Source organism: Pseudomonas sp. SDO5591_S426, from assembly GCF_054070755.1.
Window position 1 is genome coordinate 1 of record NZ_JBSVXD010000133.1, and the last position, 15,915, is coordinate 15,915.

13 protein-coding genes are annotated in these 15,915 nt (G+C 58.7%); 4 read left to right on the forward strand and 9 right to left on the reverse strand.

From position 1 onward, the window contains the following. Positions 1–86 precede the first annotated feature (86 nt). Positions 87–1,559 carry a betaine-aldehyde dehydrogenase gene (gene betB / locus ACW9JC_RS21765; protein WP_338583610.1) on the reverse strand — a complete coding sequence of 491 codons (1,473 nt, stop codon included), beginning with the start codon at positions 1,557–1,559 and terminating at the stop codon, positions 87–89. A gap of 62 nt (positions 1,560–1,621) precedes the next feature. After that, the gene (gene betI, locus ACW9JC_RS21770; protein ID WP_338583609.1) at positions 1,622–2,215 is read right to left on the reverse strand and encodes a transcriptional regulator BetI; all 594 of its coding nucleotides are present in this window, start codon (positions 2,213–2,215) and stop codon (positions 1,622–1,624) included. Positions 2,216–2,595: 380 nt separating this feature from the next. On the opposite strand from betI, the gene ACW9JC_RS21775 reads away from it, so the two are divergent. Beyond that, entirely contained in the window at positions 2,596–4,536 is a 1,941-nt protein-coding gene (locus ACW9JC_RS21775; RefSeq protein ID WP_338586593.1) for a BCCT family transporter, read from the forward strand. 179 nt (positions 4,537–4,715) lie between these two features. Here ACW9JC_RS21775 and choV read toward each other — a convergent pair whose 3' ends face one another. The 3 genes from choV to ACW9JC_RS21790 all read right to left on the reverse strand — a co-directional run bounded on the left by choV (position 4,716) and on the right by ACW9JC_RS21790 (position 7,765). Continuing rightward, a complete protein-coding gene (gene choV / locus ACW9JC_RS21780) occupies positions 4,716–5,894 on the reverse strand; it encodes a choline ABC transporter ATP-binding protein (RefSeq protein ID WP_338583607.1) in 1,179 nt (392 codons plus the stop codon). After that, the gene (gene choW, locus ACW9JC_RS21785) at positions 5,891–6,736 is read right to left on the reverse strand and encodes a choline ABC transporter permease subunit (RefSeq protein WP_338583606.1); all 846 of its coding nucleotides are present in this window, start codon (positions 6,734–6,736) and stop codon (positions 5,891–5,893) included. The genes choV and choW overlap by 4 nt, the downstream gene beginning before the upstream one ends. 78 nt (positions 6,737–6,814) lie before the next feature. Next, entirely contained in the window at positions 6,815–7,765 is a 951-nt protein-coding gene (locus ACW9JC_RS21790; protein ID WP_457457485.1) for a choline ABC transporter substrate-binding protein, read from the reverse strand. A 435-nt stretch (positions 7,766–8,200) separates the two neighbouring features. On the opposite strand from ACW9JC_RS21790, the gene ACW9JC_RS21795 reads away from it, so the two are divergent. From ACW9JC_RS21795 to gbdR, 3 genes are all read left to right on the forward strand, one after another. Further along, on the forward strand, positions 8,201–9,577 hold the full coding sequence (locus ACW9JC_RS21795) for an L-serine ammonia-lyase (protein ID WP_457457487.1): 1,377 nt from the start codon (positions 8,201–8,203) through the stop codon (positions 9,575–9,577). A 97-nt stretch (positions 9,578–9,674) separates the two neighbouring features. Next, entirely contained in the window at positions 9,675–10,775 is a 1,101-nt protein-coding gene (locus ACW9JC_RS21800) for a hypothetical protein (protein ID WP_457457489.1), read from the forward strand. A 451-nt stretch (positions 10,776–11,226) separates the two neighbouring features. Then, positions 11,227–12,330 (forward strand): choline metabolism transcriptional regulator GbdR, encoded by a 1,104-nt coding sequence (gene gbdR / locus ACW9JC_RS21805; RefSeq protein WP_047534337.1) that lies wholly within the window; start codon positions 11,227–11,229, stop codon positions 12,328–12,330. A 112-nt stretch (positions 12,331–12,442) separates the two neighbouring features. On the opposite strand, the gene ACW9JC_RS21810 is transcribed toward gbdR, so the two are convergent. The 4 genes from ACW9JC_RS21810 to ACW9JC_RS21825 form a co-directional block, all read right to left on the reverse strand. Continuing rightward, a complete protein-coding gene (locus tag ACW9JC_RS21810; RefSeq protein ID WP_448109611.1) occupies positions 12,443–12,709 on the reverse strand; it encodes a hypothetical protein in 267 nt (88 codons plus the stop codon). 408 nt (positions 12,710–13,117) lie between these two features. Beyond that, positions 13,118–14,281, reverse strand: coding sequence for a gamma-butyrobetaine dioxygenase (locus tag ACW9JC_RS21815; RefSeq protein WP_457457492.1), 1,164 nt, complete (start codon positions 14,279–14,281; stop codon positions 13,118–13,120). A gap of 13 nt (positions 14,282–14,294) precedes the next feature. Further along, positions 14,295–14,771 (reverse strand): thioesterase family protein, encoded by a 477-nt coding sequence (locus tag ACW9JC_RS21820; protein ID WP_457457494.1) that lies wholly within the window; start codon positions 14,769–14,771, stop codon positions 14,295–14,297. A 124-nt stretch (positions 14,772–14,895) separates the two neighbouring features. After that, positions 14,896–15,861, reverse strand: a complete 966-nt coding sequence (locus tag ACW9JC_RS21825; protein ID WP_258671402.1) for an L-carnitine dehydrogenase — start codon at positions 15,859–15,861, stop codon at positions 14,896–14,898. Positions 15,862–15,915 lie beyond the last annotated feature (54 nt).

Sequence of the window (15,915 nt, forward strand, 5' to 3'; positions counted from 1 at the left end):
TGCCACAGGTTTTGTGCACGACACAAAACCTGTAGGAGCAAGGCTTGCCCGCGATGACGGCATCACAGGCAGCGCATGGCTGGGGTCTAGAACACCGAGACGTAATCGCCCAGTTCGACCTGTACCGATTTGATGCGGGTGAAGTTGTTCAGCGAGCTGATGCCGTTCTCACGGCCGACACCCGACTGCTTGTAGCCGCCGACCGGCATCTTGGCGTCGGACTCGCCCCAGGCGTTGATCCAGCAGATACCGGCTTCCAGCTGATGAATCACGCGGTGCGCGCGGTTCAGATCCTTGGTGACGATACCGGCGGCCAGGCCGAAGTCGGTGTCGTTGGCGCGGCGGATCACTTCTTCTTCGGTTTCGTACGACAGGATCGCCATCACCGGGCCAAAGATTTCTTCACGGACGATGGTCATGTCGTCGGTGCAATCGGTGAACACGGTCGGCGCGACGAAGGCGCCTTTGCCGAATTCGCCGTCGGTCAGACGCTCGCCGCCGCACAGAACGCGTGCGCCTTCTTCCTTGCCCTTGGCGATGTAGCCCAACACGCTTTCCATGTGCGCGAAGCTGACCAGCGGACCGAAGTTGGTGTTTTCGTCTTCCGGATTGCCGATGCGGATGCGAGCAACGCGCTCAGCGATCTTGGCTTCGAAAGCGGCTTTCAGGTGAGCCGGTACGAACACGCGAGTGCCGTTGGTGCAAACCTGGCCGGAGCTATAGAAGTTGGCCATCATCGCGGTGTCGGCGGCGCGGTCGAGGTCGGCGTCGTCGCAGATGATCAGCGGGGATTTGCCGCCCAGTTCCATGGTCACGTCTTTGAGCGACGAAGCCGAAGCGCTGGCCATGACTTTCTTGCCGGTGTCGGTGCCGCCGGTGAACGAGATCTTCTCGATGCGCGGGTGCTCGGTCAGCCAGGTGCCGACTTCACGGCCGCTACCGGTCAGGACGTTGAACACGCCGTTTGGCAGGCCGGCTTCGGTGTAGATCTCGGCCAGTTTCAGGGTGGTCAGCGAGGTGACTTCGCTTGGCTTGAAGATCATCGCGTTACCGGCCGCCAGGGCCGGTGCGGATTTCCACAGGGCGATCTGGATCGGGTAGTTCCACGCGCCGATACCGGCCACGACGCCCAGCGGCTCGCGACGGGTGTAGACGAACGACGTGGTGCGCAGCGGAATCTGCTCGCCTTCGATGGCCGGCACCAGGCCTGCGTAGTATTCCAGCACGTCAGCGCCGGTAACGATGTCGACGTACTTGGTTTCGGAGAACGATTTACCGGTGTCCAGGGTTTCCAGGGCGGCCAGTTCGTCGTTGCGCTCACGCAGGATTTCCACGGCGCGACGCAGGATGCGCGAACGCTCCATGGCGGTCATGGCGGCCCAGATTTTCTGGCCCTTTTCGGCGCTGACAACGGCGCGCTCGACGTCGTCGAAGGTTGCGCGCTGTACTTTTGCGAGGACTTCACCGTTAGCCGGGTTGATGGCTTCGAAAGTGGCGTCGCTGCTGGCGTCGCTGTAAGCACCATCGATGTAGAGTTTTTGCAATTCGAAACGGGCCATAAAGTCCTCGCAAGAGCATAAGTGGTTGGCACGGTCCGGTGGTTGAGCGTTCTGTGTGTGCTCTAACTCACCCGCTTGGCCAGTTGGAAATCCATGTATTCGTAAGCGATCTGTTGCGCCTGCTCAGTGTCGAAAGCGTCTCCCGACAGCGCGCCGCGCAACCACAAACCGTCAATCAACGCTGCCAGGCCCCGGGCGGCGCTGCGCGCATCATCGAGCGGCAGCACACGGCGGAACTGGCAGCACAGGTTGGAATACAGACGGTGATCGTTGATCCGCTGCAACCTGTGCAAAGACGGCTGGTGCATGCTGGTGGCCCAGAAGGCCAGCCAGGTTTTCATTGCCGGGCCGTTGACCTGGCTGGCGTCGAAGTTGCCTTCGATGATCACCTGCAGATGCGCCCGCGGGCTGTCATCTGTCAGCGCCAGTCGGCGCGCGGTGACGTTCTCGCTCAGCACAGTCATCAAGTACCCCATGGTGGCGGCAATCAGGCCGTTCTTGTCCTGAAAGTAGTGACTGATGATGCCGTTCGAGACACCGGCCAAACGGGCGATCAGCGCAATGCTGGCGTCCCCCATTCCGACCTGATCGACGGCCTGCAAAGTGGCTTCGATCAATTGCTGGCGGCGGATGGGTTGCATACCGACCTTGGGCATCTTGCACATCTCCTTAGGCCTTCCGGCAGACGTAGAACGTCTATCGGCTTGTGGGCCAGTCTATTTTGTTTTGATTGAACGTTCAATCAACAAAGAATAAGATCTGCGACAAATCGTCGCTATCAACAGATTTTTCCTACAGGTTGCGGCGAAAAAATCGACTTCCGAAAATGCTCGAAACCTACGCGCCACGGCGCTTCAGGCTTTCGGGCTTTTTTCGGGGTGTCTTTATATCACCCGCTGGTCGGCTGCCCACTAACCGATTGGTCGGGTAACACGTTTGTCTTGCGTTCTTCTCTCGCACTGCCCGGAGCATCTGTGCCATGAGTTCTGCCTCGCTAATAAAGACCCCACCCGAGAAGGTGACGGTCAACGGTTGGGTGTTCTACACCTCTACCGCGTTGATTCTGTTGTTGACCGCCATTCTGATCATCGCCCCGCAAGAGGCTGGCAGAATGCTGGGTACGGCTCAGGCCTGGTTGTCCCGCAGCTTTGGCTGGTACTACATGGTGGTGATTGCCGCCTATCTGATTTTCGTGGTCGGGCTGGCGTTTTCGTCCTACGGCAAACTGAAACTGGGCAGCAAGGACGACACCCCGGACTTCAGTTACGGCGCCTGGGCGGGGATGCTGTTCTCGTCGGGTATCGGCATTTCGTTGCTGTACTTCGGTGCCTCCGAGCCGCTGGACCACTACTTCAATCCGCCGGAAGGCGTGGCAGGCAGCAACCTCGCGGCACGTCAGGCGGTGCAGCTGACGTTCCTGCACTGGGGCCTGCACGGCTGGGCGATCTACGCATTGGTCGGTCTGGCCGTTGCCTACTTTGCCTACCGTCACAACCAGCCGCTGGCGTTGCGCTCGGCGCTGTATCCGCTGGTGGGCGAGCGCTGGGTCAAAGGCGCGGCCGGTCATGCGGTGGACGGCTTCGGCATGTTCGTGACCCTGTTGGGTCTGGTAACCAACCTGGGGATCGGTTCGCTGCAAGTGTCGTCGGGGCTGGAAAACCTGTTCGGCATGGAACACAGCAACACCAACCTGCTGATCGTGATCATCGTGATGAGCACCGTGGCGACCATCGCTGCCGTGTCGGGCGTGGAAAACGGCATTCGTCGACTGTCCAACCTGAACATCGTACTGTTTAGCGGTTTGCTGATTTTCGTGCTGCTGTTCGGCCCGACCCTGCACCTGCTCAACGGCTTCGTGCAGAACGTCGGTGACTACCTGAACGGCGTGGTGCTGAAGACTTTCGATCTGTATGTGTACGAAGGCGACAGTGAGAAGTCCGACCGCTGGTTGGGCCTGTGGACGCTGTTCTACTGGGCCTGGTGGATTTCCTGGGCGCCATTCGTAGGCATGTTCATCGCGCGTATTTCCCGTGGCCGTACGGTGCGTGAACTGGTGGCCGGCGTGCTGCTGATCCCGCTGGGCTTCACCCTGGCGTGGCTGTCGATCTTCGGTAACTCGGCCCTGGACCTGGTGATGAACCACGGGGCGGTGGAGCTTGGGAAAACGGCGCTGGAACAGCCGTCCATGGCGATCTACCAGTTGCTTGAGCATTACCCGGCGTCGAAGGTTGTGATCGGCGTGTCGATTTTCGTTGGTTTCGTGCTGTTCCTGACCCCGGCGGATTCCGGCGCGGTGATGATGGCCAACCTTTCCTGCAAGGGCGGCAACGTCGACGAAGACGCCCCGCACTGGCTGCGGATTTTCTGGTCGGCGGTGATCACTCTCGTGACCATCGGCCTGCTGTTCGCCGGTAACTTCGAAGCCATGCAGACCATGGTGGTGCTGGCCGGTCTGCCGTTCTCGGTGGTGCTGGTGTTCTTCATGTTCGGCTTGCACAAGGCCATGCGCCAGGACGTGCAGATCGAACAGGAGCAAGCGGAGTTGGCGGCGCGCGGTCGTCGTGGTTTCAGTGAGCGTTTGACGCAACTGGACCTGCAACCGAGCCAGTCGGTGGTCCAGCGTTTCATGGACAAGCATGTGAGCCCGGCATTGCAGGACGCGACGACGCAAATGCGCGCTCAAGGCCTGGAAGTGCAGACGCTGCTGGGCAAGTCCAAGCGTTGCATGGGCGTGCGGGTCGAGATGGAGGAGGGCAACCCGTTTGTCTACGAAGTCAGCCTGGACGGTTATCTGGCCACGCCAACCGAGTCGGCGCAGTCGGATGAGGCACGTCAGCGCTACTACCGTGCCGAAGTGTACCTGCACAACGGCAGCCAGGATTACGACCTGATGGGCTTCACTCAGGATCAGATCACGCGTGATGTGCTCGATCAGTTTGAAAGCCATCGGCAGCTCCTTGGCCGGGTGTATAGCTGAGGTGTGAGTGGCGCGGTGTTTCAGTCTGAAGCACCGCGTTGTGCCTTTAAAAAGATCACAGCCTTCGGCAGCTCCTACTTTGATCGCATTCCCCTGTAGGAGCTGCCGAAGGCTGCGATCTTTTGACCTTCAAACAAAAACGCCGCGATCCTCTCGCGGCGTTTTTGTGTCTGTTGCCTTTACCCCAGGTTCTTGCCGAGCAGCGCGTGATACAGCTCGCTGTCGCCGAGAATCCCCACCACATGGTTGTTGTCGTGCAGCACTAGCTTGTTGCCGGTCTGATAACGAATCTGCAACGCGTCGCGCATGCCGATGTTCGAGTCCACCAGTGTCGGTTTGCGACCCAGGCCTTCAACGGCCTGACCCGGTACCCAGTTCTGCAAGTCCAGCGCAGAGCCGTTCTGACGAGCGCCTTTGATGGTGTTGCCTTCCGCCAGGTCCAGCCACGAATCGCCACCCGGATCGAGGCACACCGAACCGTTGATGCGTTTGCAGTTGTCCAGGGTGCGCATCAGGCTGCGACCGCACAGCACGTTCAGCGGGTTGGTGTGGGCGACGAAGGTCCGCACATAATCGTCTGCCGGGTTGAGAACGATTTCTTCCGGCTTGCTGTACTGGATGATCCGGCCGTCTTTCATGATCGCGATGCGGCTGCCGAGCTTCAGGGCTTCATCGAGGTCGTGGCTCACGAACACGATGGTCTTGCTCAGCTTGCGTTGCAGTTCCAGCAGTTCGTCCTGCAAACCCTGGCGGATCAGCGGGTCGAGCGCCGAGAACGGTTCGTCCATCAGCAGAATGTCGGCGTCCATCGCCAGCGCACGGGCCAGGCCCACACGCTGTTGCATGCCGCCGGACAGCTCATCGGGTTTCTTGTTGCGCCATTGGGTCAGGCCCACCAGTTCGAGTTTTTCATCGACCAGTTTCTTGCGTTCCTTCTCCGGACGACCCTGCATTTCCAGACCGAAACTGATGTTCTCGCGCACCGTCAGCCAAGGCATCAGGGCGAACTTCTGGAACACCATGGCGATACGCTTGGTACGCATCATTTTCAGTTCGGCCGGGGTACACGAAGCAATGTTGATCTGCTTGCCTTCGTGCTCGACGAACAGCTTGCCGCGGCTGACGGTGTTGAGACCGTTGATGCAGCGCAGCAGGCTGGATTTGCCCGATCCGGACAAGCCCATCAGTACGCAGATTTCACCTTTCTCGACATCCAGGCTGGCCTTTTCCACGCCAACGATCTGTCCGGTCTTTTTCAGGATCTCGCTGCGGGTCAAACCTTGATCGAGAAGCTTCAGGGCTTCGCGCGGATCCTTGGTGAAGATTACGTCGACGTCTTCAAAGCGAATTATGCTCATGCGTCACCCCCTACTTTGGCGTCGGGTTGTTTGCAGATACGGTCGAGCATGATCGCCAGCAGTACGATCGCCAGGCCCGCTTCGAAGCCCAGGGCGATATCAGCAGTGTTCAGTGCGTTGACCACCGGTTTGCCGAGTCCATCGGCGCCTACCAGTGCCGCGATCACCACCATCGACAACGACAGCATGATGCACTGGGTGATGCCCGCCGCGATGCTTGGCATGGCGTGGGGCAGTTCGATGCGTGAAAGCAGCTGACGGCGCGAGCAGCCGAAGGCCTTGCCGGCGTCCATCAGTTCTTGCGGAACATCGCGGATGCCCAGGTAGGTCAGGCGGATGGGCGCGGCAATCGCGAACACCACCGTCGAGATCAGACCCGGGACCACACCCAGACCGAAGAGGGTCAGGGTAGGAATGAGGTACACGAAGGTCGGTACGGTCTGCATCAGATCGAGCACCGGACGCATCATGGTGTAGAACATCGGTTTGTGCGCGGCGACGATACCCAACGGTACGCCGATGACCACGCAGACCAGGGTGGCGAACAACACCTGGGCGAGGGTTTCCATGGTTTCCTGCCAGTACCCCAGGTTGAGGATCAGCAGAAAGGAAGCAATGACGAAGGCGGTCAGGCCCCATTTGCGCTGGATGAAGTGCGCCAGTATTGCGATCAGGCCGATCAAGACCAGCGGGTTGAACCAGGTCAGCGCAAACGTCACGCCGTGGATCATCGTTTCCAGTGACACGGCAATTGCGTCGAAGGTGTTGGCGCCGTGTTGCGTCAACCATTCAACGAAGCCTGCGATGTACTGGCCTAAAGGTATTTTCTGATCAATCAGCATGGTAGTGAACGTCCGCATGCAAGGAAATAAACAGCCCGGACGACCGAAGTCGTCCGGCATAAGCGATGCTCCCTAATTTCAAGGCTGCGCGAGCTTGGCTTTCACGGCCTCCAGGCCAGGTTTACCGTCAATGGTGGTCACGCCAGCGAGCCAGGTATCGAGCACCTGTGGGTTCTTTTTCAGCCAGGCCTTGGCGGCCGCGTCAGGCTTCATCTTGTCGTCCAGGACGTTGCCCATCAGCGTGCTTTCCATGTCGAGGGTGAACACCAGGTTTTTAAGCAGCTGACCCACGTTGCTGCATTCCTGGGCGTAACCCTTGCGGGTGTTGGTGAAAATGGTCGCCTGACCGAAGTTGGGGCCGAAGAAATCATCGCCGCCAGTCAGGTACTTCATCTTGAAGCGTGTGTTCATCGGGTGCGGTTCCCAGCCCAGGAACACCACGGCGGTGTTGCGGCGCTGGGCGCGATCGACTTGCGAGAGCATGCCTGCCTCGCTGGACTCGACCACCTTGAAGCCGGCGTCTTTCAAGCCGAAGGCGTTCTTGTCGATCATGCTCTGGATCAGACGGTTGCCGTCGTTACCTGGTTCGATCCCGTAGATTTTGCCGTCCAGTTCCTTTTTGAACTTGGCGATGTCGGCGAAATCCTTCAGACCTTTGTTATACAACTCTTCCGGTACGGCGAGTGTGTATTTTGCGTTTTCGAGGTTGGCGCGCAGGGTATCCACGGTTCCGGCATCGCGGTAAGGCTTGATGTCGTTTTCCATGGTCGGCATCCAGTTGCCGAGGAAGATGTCCATGTTCTTGCCGTCGGCCAGGGACTTGTAGGTCACTGGCACGGAAATCATGGTGGTTTTGGTTTTGTAGCCCAGGGCATCGAGGACGACGCTGGTGGTGGCGGTGGTGACGGTAATGTCGGTCCAGCCGACATCGGAGAAGTTTACGGTGCTGCATTGGGCCGGTTCGGCGGCTTGCGCCAGAACCGGCAGACTAAGCATGGCGGCCAACAACAACGACGGGGAACCTTTCATGGATGGACTCCTTGGTGTTTTTTTTGGCAGTGTTCCGACTGGACCACCGCACTTATAGGTTGCGGTTGGATGGCGTTTTGGAGACAGCTCTACCACGGCGCCTTGCAATCGAGTCGATATGATCATGTACCAGTGAAAATCTGACGCCTACAGGGTGCGTCGTAACCAGTACAGGGATGGTCGCATCCAGTGTCAGTGACGTCGTTTACAGATTTTTTCAGTCCCTTTTTCCCCTCTGCGCCGCAAAAAAACGGCGAAAACATGGCGCAAAACGCACACGGCGTTACTGGGCATGAGTGCGTCGGTGTGAGACGTCGAACGACATGACAAAAGGCTGATGATGCGGCCATCTCGGCGGATTGCAGCTTGAGCGTAGCAGCTCCGCCACCGGGCGCTTTTGCGTCTGGAGTTGGCTCATCCAGGAGTTCGGCAGTAATGGCTATCAGTGTTTTCGACCTGTTCAAAATCGGCATCGGCCCTTCCAGTTCGCACACCGTGGGGCCTATGCGGGCGGCGGCGCTGTTCGTACAGGGTTTGCGTGAGCGCGGATTGCTTGAGCAAGTGCGTCGCGTCGAAGTACAGCTATATGGTTCGTTGTCGGCCACCGGCATCGGTCACGGCAGCGACAATGCGGTGATCATGGGCTTGATGGGCGAGTGGCCGGATGCGATCGATCCGTCGCAAATCGGCATCCGCATCGCCACCCTGCGCGAAACCCACACCCTGCTGCTCGATGGTCGCTTGTCGGTGCCGTTCGTTTGGAACAGGGACATGCGTCTGATCGACGAAAACCTGCCGTTCCATCCGAATGCCATGACCCTGATTGTCGAAGGCGATGACGGCGAACTTCATCGCGACACCTACTATTCGGTCGGCGGCGGTTTTGTCGTCGATGAGTCGCAAGCCTCCAGCGGCGTGGTCGACCTGGATCGAACGGTGTTGCCGTACAATTTCTCCAGCGCGGCGGAACTGCTGGCGCTGTGCAAAAAACACAACTTGCGCGTCGCTGAATTGATGTTGGCCAACGAGAAGGTCTGGCGCAGCGAAGATGAAATCCGCAGTGGCCTGATGACGCTCTGGCGCGCCATGCAGGATTGCGTCGAGCAAGGCCTCAAGCACGAAGGCATCCTGCCCGGTGGCCTTAATGTGCGCCGGCGCGCGGCCAAACTGCATCGCAGTTTGCAGGAGCTGAACAAGCCCAACGTGATCGGCTCGACACTGAGCGCAATGGAATGGGTCAACCTGTTCGCTCTGGCGGTCAACGAAGAAAACGCGGCAGGCGGGCGCATGGTCACGGCACCGACCAATGGTGCGGCAGGGATCATTCCGGCGGTGTTGCACTACTTTATGAAATTCAGCGAAGACGTAACCGACGCCAATGTCGTCGACTACTTCCTGGGTGCTGCTTCGGTCGGGATATTGTGCAAGAAGAACGCTTCGATCTCCGGTGCCGAAGTCGGTTGCCAGGGCGAAGTCGGCTCGGCCTGCGCGATGGCAGCGGCGGGGCTGGCGGAAATCCTCGGTGCTTCGCCGGAGCAGTTGTGCAACGCGGCGGAAATCGGCCTGGAACACAACCTCGGCCTGACGTGCGACCCGGTGGGCGGTTTGGTGCAGGTACCGTGCATCGAGCGCAACGCAATTGCGGCAGTAAAAGCGATCAACGCGGCGCAGATGGCTTTACGCGGTGATGGGCAGCACTTCATTTCGCTGGATCGGGTGATTCGCACGATGCGCGATACGGGTGCCGATATGCATGACAAATATAAGGAGACGTCGCGGGGTGGGTTGGCGGTTAGCGCGGTTGAGTGTTGATGTGTAATGTCAGAATCACTTGGATACAGGTGTAAATCCTTTGCAGGAGTAGTGTTTTCTAGAATGCTGGCGCTCAATTTCCCGACATCGAGGACTTATGTTAACGACAACGCTATCCAGTTCTGTTCCCAATCTTGGTGGAGTGCTTCTGGATCCGGGCTTTCGTGCGAAAACAACGTTGGTACACAAACAATTGGTTTCGGCAGCAAACAATCCGGGCTCGCTTCATCTTGCCAGTAGCAGCAAATCGGCATGGGTGAAACACGATTGTTCTCCAGCGACGTTGCTACATAGCGTTGAAGTCCATACCAAGCGTGGCCTGTTGAACTTGAATGCGTCGAAGGACTTTGCCACCGGTGCGCTCAGCCAAGAGAGCAAGCGTGAGGTTGAGCGTGCAGTGACCTCTACCGTGGCCGCACTGAATCAAGTTATGGCAAGGAACGACGCCGGACCACCGTTAATTACAATTCACGAAAACCATTTGATCGGTGATGGTTTGGTTCATGAGGATCGCAATATTCCCCGAAGTGGTAACCCTGACGATTACGATCGTTACCATACGCTGGGAGTTCCTTTTGCGGAAAATGGTCGCATGCAGGCCCATTATCATCTTGAGTTCCGGGGTGGGTTAACTGCCGCAGCCGTTGCTGATGTACTTAATAGTCTCAATGATTTAGGAACGGTCATTGCCGGGAGGGAGATCATTTCAGCAGAAGATATCGAACTGATTCTTGGCAAGATGCCAGCGAACGATGCTGCGAAGTCATCATTGCGTATGGATATCAAAGCTGTCCGCCAGTTGATTCCAAGTGAACTCGGTGCAGGCTCATCAAAAACACAGGTTCGCGATGAGTTGTTTGGTGCATTTACTGCCCTGGGTAGCGCAAATGTAGAGGTAAGCACGGGCCAGGTGTTTCGGAGTGCTCATATGAACGGATTTCGCGTTGCAGAGCCTGACTGTCTGGGTAACGGCAATACCCGGCTGAGTGATGATCTTGCATTAATTGAGTCTATTTCAGGTGGCAGTTCGGTTTCTTCTTTGACCACCCAGCACTTGTTGGATATTCACCTTTCTTTTCGAAAAGCGATGACTGATCTTCCCGATACGGCGGTAGTCGGGATGAAGGAGGTTCAAGCATTTAAAGAGCGGCTGGAGGTTGCCTCTGAGCAGGTAGTAGGTATGTTGCGGCGGTCCTGATTATCGCAGGCCTGTTTGTGACGAAGACCAGTCAAAACTGCGCGCTAAGTGAACATCCGATTTGAACCGCGCCACCTTTTGGCGCGTCGCTAACAGATAACTCGTCTCACCGATGGTCGGCTCTCAACCAGAGTCCGACCGTCCGTCACCCGTGCTTGCGGTGACACTCTTCCCCGGCTGCTCGCAGCCCTGTTCCCACAAGTGCTACCGATTTGCTCACCGCTTGTGGGCCGGGCACTTGCCAGTCCTGATGGCCATTTAAATCCTTACTCCCTGCGTGTCATATACAGACACATTCCGACGTCGTTTTTAGGAGTTATTGAACGCGCATTCAAATTTAGGCACGGCAATTGCTCTGTCATTACAAAGCCCGTCTCCCACGCGAGAACGATGGCAATAACAAGAGCCTCCGCCTGAGGCCATCACCCGCTTTGTGTGAGGAGATACCGCGATGACGTCGTTCAACTCCGGGGCCCAACCCCAGAACCGTGCGCCTCAATCCATCGGCTTTCTGCTGTTGGACAATTTCACGCTGATTTCCCTGGCGTCCGCAGTGGAACCACTGCGCATGGCCAACCAGTTGTCCGGTCGTGAGCTGTATCGCTGGACCACCCTCACCGTCGATGGCGGTCAAGTCTGGGCCAGTGATGGTCTGCAAATCACCCCTGACGCCTCCATGCACAAAGCGCCACCTCTGGACACCGTGATTGTCTGCGGCGGTATCGGCATTCAACGCACCGTTACCCGCGAACACGTGTCATGGCTGCAAAGCCAGGCGCGTCAGTCCCGTCGCCTCGGCGCGGTCTGCACCGGCAGCTGGGCCCTGGCCTGTGCCGGTCTGCTGGACGGTTTTGATTGCAGCGTGCACTGGGAATGTCTGGCGGCGATGCAGGAAGCTTTCCCGCGTGTGGCCATGAGCACGCGCCTGTTCACCCTCGACCGTAACCGTTTCACCAGTTCCGGTGGCACCGCGCCGCTGGACATGATGCTGCACTTGATCAGCCGTGATCACGGTCGCGAACTGTCCGCCGCGATCTCGGAAATGTTCGTCTACGAGCGCATCCGCAACGAGCAGGATCACCAGCGCGTGCCGCTCAAGCACATGCTTGGTACCAACCAGCCGAAGTTGCAGGAAATCGTTGCGCTGATGGAAGCCAACCTGGAAGAGCCGATCGATCTCGACGAGCTGGCGGTGTATGTCGCCGTGTCCCGTCGTCAGCTGGAGCGGCTGTTCCAGAAGTACCTGCATTGCTCGCCTTCGCGTTATTACCTGAAGCTGCGGCTGATCCGTGCGCGGCAGTTGCTCAAGCAAACGCCGATGTCGATCATCGAAGTGGCGTCGGTGTGTGGCTTCGTGTCCACGCCGCACTTCTCCAAGTGCTACCGCGAATACTTCGGCATTCCGCCGCGTGACGAGCGCGTAGGGTCCAATACCACGCAGCAAGTGGCGATGATGCCGCTGCCGCAGGCGCTGGTGCTGTCGCCGTTGTCCGGGCCGTTGTCGGCGCTGAGTCAGGCGCGTAATGAGTCGACGTTTGCTAGCGTAAGGCTCTAAAACCGAGTCGCATTCATCGCGGGCAAGCCCGCTCCCACAGGGAACTTGGTTGGATCACAAATCTGCAATCCAACCTGAAAACCTGTGGGAGCGGGCTTGCCCGCGATTGGATTTAACGGGTGGTATGGCTTTGCTGGTAGTCCGACAACGCTGGCAATAATTGCTTGTCGATGGCCTGGCGCACGGCCGGCAGGATCGTCGCGCTGCTGGTGTACATCTCCTTGACCATCTTGCGCAGTTCATACGCCCGGGCATCGTCCAAGCCCCTTACGGCGCACTCGCACGCCTGTTCGGCGGTCGCGCCACTGGGCACTTGAAACCCCAATGCCTTGAGCTGGCCCAACAGGTCTTCCTGGTCTATCAAATCGGCGTACATCATGACGCAATCCTTCTTCAGGGAACGGTGTCGTGACTCGATTCTGGTGGGGGTGCCGGGTGTCGGCAAGGGCGATTTGTCGCAATGGCCGCAATGGCTATGAACAGGTCGTTTTCGGCTAACGTGCCACGAAGAGGAGTGGGCACACTGGACCCAGCTCGCTTCACGAAGGTTTGGTCACCCTCGCACGGCAGCTCCTCAACAGTACCCTCTGCCTCGATCCTGTCACGGCTTGATCGGGGCTTTTTTTGTCTGTGAATCCGGGGAGATATGCGGTGTCTGGTCTGACGCAATCGCGGGCAAGCCACGCTCCCACAGGATCGGGGTTACCACAGATTTGGTGAACGACGCCAAACCTGTGGGAGCTGCGGTGCGGCGATCCGACTTGCCAGCGATGAACGATGACGCGGTTTAGCGCTGCAACACGAGAATGCGCGACAGCAGCTCATCCCGGTCGACATAGCAACCCTGGAAATGCCGTGCCCCCGTGGCGGGATCAAACGCATTGCGCGCATGCAAGGTGCGGCGGTTGTCGAAGCACCAGAGTTCGCCGGGATTGAGCCGCTGCATCAGCCTGAAGCGGGGCTCGCGGGTCATCGCAATGAAACGACGATAAGCGCGATAAAGCTTGGGCATCTGCTCCACCGACGAATCGAACGGACCGCGCAGAAAGTTGGCCATGCGGATTTCCGACACTTGCCCCAAGGCGTTCAGCGCGATGATCGGCGCGAGGCAGCGATAGTCGCTGTGCCGGTCCTTGTTGCGGAACTCCACGGGGATCTCGCAGAGGCTATTGAACGACTCCGGATCTTCCCGACGCAACGCATCGGCAATGGCAAAACCATCGACAAAAATACTCTCGCCGCCCTCGGCGTCGTTCACCAGGCAATGCAGGAATTGCAGCCCCGGTTGCAACTCCCGGGTCGGCAGGTCGCTGTGCAGCGGCAGGTTGAACGCGGTATAGGCGTTGCTGTCAGCGTCGGCCTTGGATTGCACGTTGAACAGCACGCCGAAATTGCTCTCGCGGATGAAGGAAATCCGCTGGGCGATCAGCTTCAACGAGCCGGGCTCGGTGGGCACACCACGGACCTGGGTCAAACCAGTATCGCGCACGGCCAGCAGCCATTGCAGCAAGGCGTCGTTGTCGTTCATCAGTGCGTGATATTCGAATACCGGCAACTGCAAATCGCTGTGCCAAAGCCTGGCTTGGGGTTTGCCTGCCAGACGCTCGGCGCGGGAATCGTCGTCATAGGCGTGGGCCCTCAGCCAACCGGGATCGAAGCGGCTGAGGTGGCCGTCCTGCCATTGAACGCACAGGCAACCTTCAGCGTCGACGCTGGTTTCGGCGGGCAGCAGGTTTTCAGGCACGTCGACGATTTCCAGCACCTGTTCTCGGGTCACCGTGTAGACGCATTGCGGGCACGGGCAGTTGTCCCGCAGCCATTGATGGTGGAAAGGGCTGACGCGGTTGTCGGCCCACTTCACCAGAACACGATCCGCCAAGGCCTGCACGCCTGTCAGCGCGCTGATCAACGGATAAGTACGGAAGTCGGCAAAAGCGGCGGCGGTGTTCATGGCGATCTCCTTGTTATTTTTTTGGTGGTAACGCGATCACTCGGCCGATGTATTCGGGGGTTGGCAAGTCAGTTTGTTCAGTGACGATGGCTTGCAGTTTGCCCAGGGTTTGCTCGCTGAACGGTGCGGAACGAGGACCGGCCAGATCCACGTGCAGCAGCATTTGCTCGTTGCCTGCCAGCTCCTTGTCGTCACCGACCAGATGCAGGCTGTGATAGAGGTGCAGGCGCTTGCTGTCGTGGGCGATGATTTGTGTGTGCACTTCGACGTCGGCGTCGAGCTTCACTTCGTGCAGGTAATTCAGGTGCAGCTCCAGGGTGAACAGCGAATTGCCGCTGGCTTCGCGGTTGTTGCTGTCCATGCCGAGGCGATCCATCAGGGCGTCGGTGGCGTAGCTGAAGATCAGCAGGTAGAAGGCGTCGCGCAGATGGCCGTTGTAGTCGACCCAGTCGGGGATGATTCTGGTTTGGTAGGTGGTGAGGGTGGGCATGTTGGCTGATCCAGAACAGATAGTGATTGGAGTGCCGTCATCGCCAGCAGGCTGGCTCCCACATTGGAATGCATTCTCCTTTGGGAGCCAGGCTGCTGGCGATGTGGCCAGTCCTGATAGTCGATTACTCGCTGAACGCCATCCCGTGCTTCTCTTTGGTGGTCTTCACTGCCTCAAGCACCGCCAGCAGGCAGTCATCACGATAGCGTTCCAGCGCCGAAATGCTGTGTTTGCCCAGTTGATCGCTGGTGCCGTCCACCACATCGTCGATCAGTTTGTCGGTCAGTTCCGGCGCCGGCAGATAAGTCCATGGCAACTGCAATGCCGGGCCAAACTGCGCCATGAAGTGGCGCATACCGGCATCACCGCCGGCCAGAGTGTAGGTCAGGAACGTGCCCATGAACGACCAGCGCAGACCGGCACCAAAACGGATCGCATCGTCAATTTCGCCAGTGGTTGCCACGCCATCGTTGACCAGGTGCAACGCCTCACGCCACAACGCTTCAAGCAAGCGGTCAGCGATGAAACCAGGCACTTCCTTGCGCACGTGCAGCGGGCGCATACCCAGGGATTCGTAGACTTTCATCGCCGCTTGCACGGCTTCTGGCGCGGTGTTTTTACCGCCGACCACTTCCACCAAGGGCAGCAGGTAAACCGGGTTGAACGGGTGACCGACCACGCAGCGTTCCGGGTGGGTCGAGCTCTCGTAGAACTCGCTCGGCAGCAGGCCGGACGTGCTGGAGCCGATCAGTGCATTGGGCTTGGCCGCCGCGCTGATTTTGCTGTGCAGTTCCAGTTTCAGATCAAGGCGTTCCGGAGCACTTTCCTGGATGAAGTCAGCATCGCGAACGCATTCTTCGATGGTGGCGACGAAGCGCAAACGATCCTGCGAGGCACCGGGTGCCAGGCCTTGTTTTTCCAGTGCGCCCCAGGCATTGGCGACGCGTTTGCGCAGCGCGGCTTCGGCACCGGGCGCCGGGTCCCATGCCACTACGTCGAGGCCGTGGGCGAGGGCGCGGGATACCCAACCGCTGCCGATGACACCGCTGCCCAGCGCGGCGAAGGTTTTGATATCGGTGATAAAGCTCATGGTGACTTCCTGAAGAGTTCGATGATCCGTGTAGGAGCTGCCGCAGGCTGCGAT

Bases quoted from the DNA above. Each gene is read 5' to 3' on its own strand.
- choW (WP_338583606.1), bottom strand. From the start codon at position 6,736: ATGCTGATTGATCAGAAAATACCTTTAGGCCAGTACATCGCAGGCTTC.
- ACW9JC_RS21825 (WP_258671402.1), bottom strand. From the start codon at position 15,861: ATGAGCTTTATCACCGATATCAAAACCTTCGCCGCGCTGGGCAGCGGT.
- ACW9JC_RS21795 (WP_457457487.1), top strand. From the start codon at position 8,201: ATGGCTATCAGTGTTTTCGACCTGTTCAAAATCGGCATCGGCCCTTCC.
- betI (WP_338583609.1), bottom strand. From the start codon at position 2,215: ATGCCCAAGGTCGGTATGCAACCCATCCGCCGCCAGCAATTGATCGAA.
- betB (WP_338583610.1), bottom strand. From the start codon at position 1,559: ATGGCCCGTTTCGAATTGCAAAAACTCTACATCGATGGTGCTTACAGC.
- ACW9JC_RS21800 (WP_457457489.1), top strand. From the start codon at position 9,675: ATGTTAACGACAACGCTATCCAGTTCTGTTCCCAATCTTGGTGGAGTG.
- ACW9JC_RS21815 (WP_457457492.1), bottom strand. From the start codon at position 14,281: ATGAACACCGCCGCCGCTTTTGCCGACTTCCGTACTTATCCGTTGATC.
- choV (WP_338583607.1), bottom strand. From the start codon at position 5,894: ATGAGCATAATTCGCTTTGAAGACGTCGACGTAATCTTCACCAAGGAT.
- ACW9JC_RS21820 (WP_457457494.1), bottom strand. From the start codon at position 14,771: ATGCCCACCCTCACCACCTACCAAACCAGAATCATCCCCGACTGGGTC.
- ACW9JC_RS21790 (WP_457457485.1), bottom strand. From the start codon at position 7,765: ATGAAAGGTTCCCCGTCGTTGTTGTTGGCCGCCATGCTTAGTCTGCCG.
- gbdR (WP_047534337.1), top strand. From the start codon at position 11,227: ATGACGTCGTTCAACTCCGGGGCCCAACCCCAGAACCGTGCGCCTCAA.
- ACW9JC_RS21810 (WP_448109611.1), bottom strand. From the start codon at position 12,709: ATGATGTACGCCGATTTGATAGACCAGGAAGACCTGTTGGGCCAGCTC.